The organism is Lactococcus sp. S47 (assembly GCF_016517475.1).
Classification (GTDB): domain Bacteria; phylum Bacillota; class Bacilli; order Lactobacillales; family Streptococcaceae; genus Lactococcus; species Lactococcus lactis.
In genome coordinates, this window is record NZ_JACVUB010000027.1 from 1 (window position 1) to 494 (window position 494).

General features: G+C 47.6%; 1 pseudogene. It reads left to right on the forward strand.

Annotated features, from left to right (window positions below):
* Positions 1–494 (forward strand): annotated as a pseudogene (locus tag IAE52_RS11425) (hypothetical protein); the annotation flags it as partial.

Consider the following 494-nt stretch of genomic DNA (forward strand, 5'->3'; position numbering starts at 1 on the left):
AACATCAAGCACAGATGGCGGCTCAAGTTCAGGCGGAACAACAAACCCAACTACTCCTAGTGACGGTAAAACCGTTACCTTACCAGGTAAAGATGGTAAGCCAGGTACAGATGATGATGTTACTGTAACTGGGGATCAACCATTGACACCAGGTTCAGACGGAAGTGTTACACTTCCAAGTGATGGAGGAAAAGTTGATCGTCCTGATGGCTCATACAATGTTCCTGGAGGAACAATAATAGACCCAGATGGCACGATTCATCTCCCAGGTGGTGATATCGTTAACCCAGATGGTACTGTTACATTACCGGGACAAGACGGTAAAACTGGTACAGGCGATGACGGTAAGGTTAAACCAAACGGCCCAATTATTCCAGGTGATAATGGGAGTGTCACTCTCCCAGACGGAGGAGGTACAGTTACAACACCAGGAGGAACGATTAATGTTCCAGGAGGAAGTGTCGTAGACCCAGATGGCACAGTTCATCTCCCAG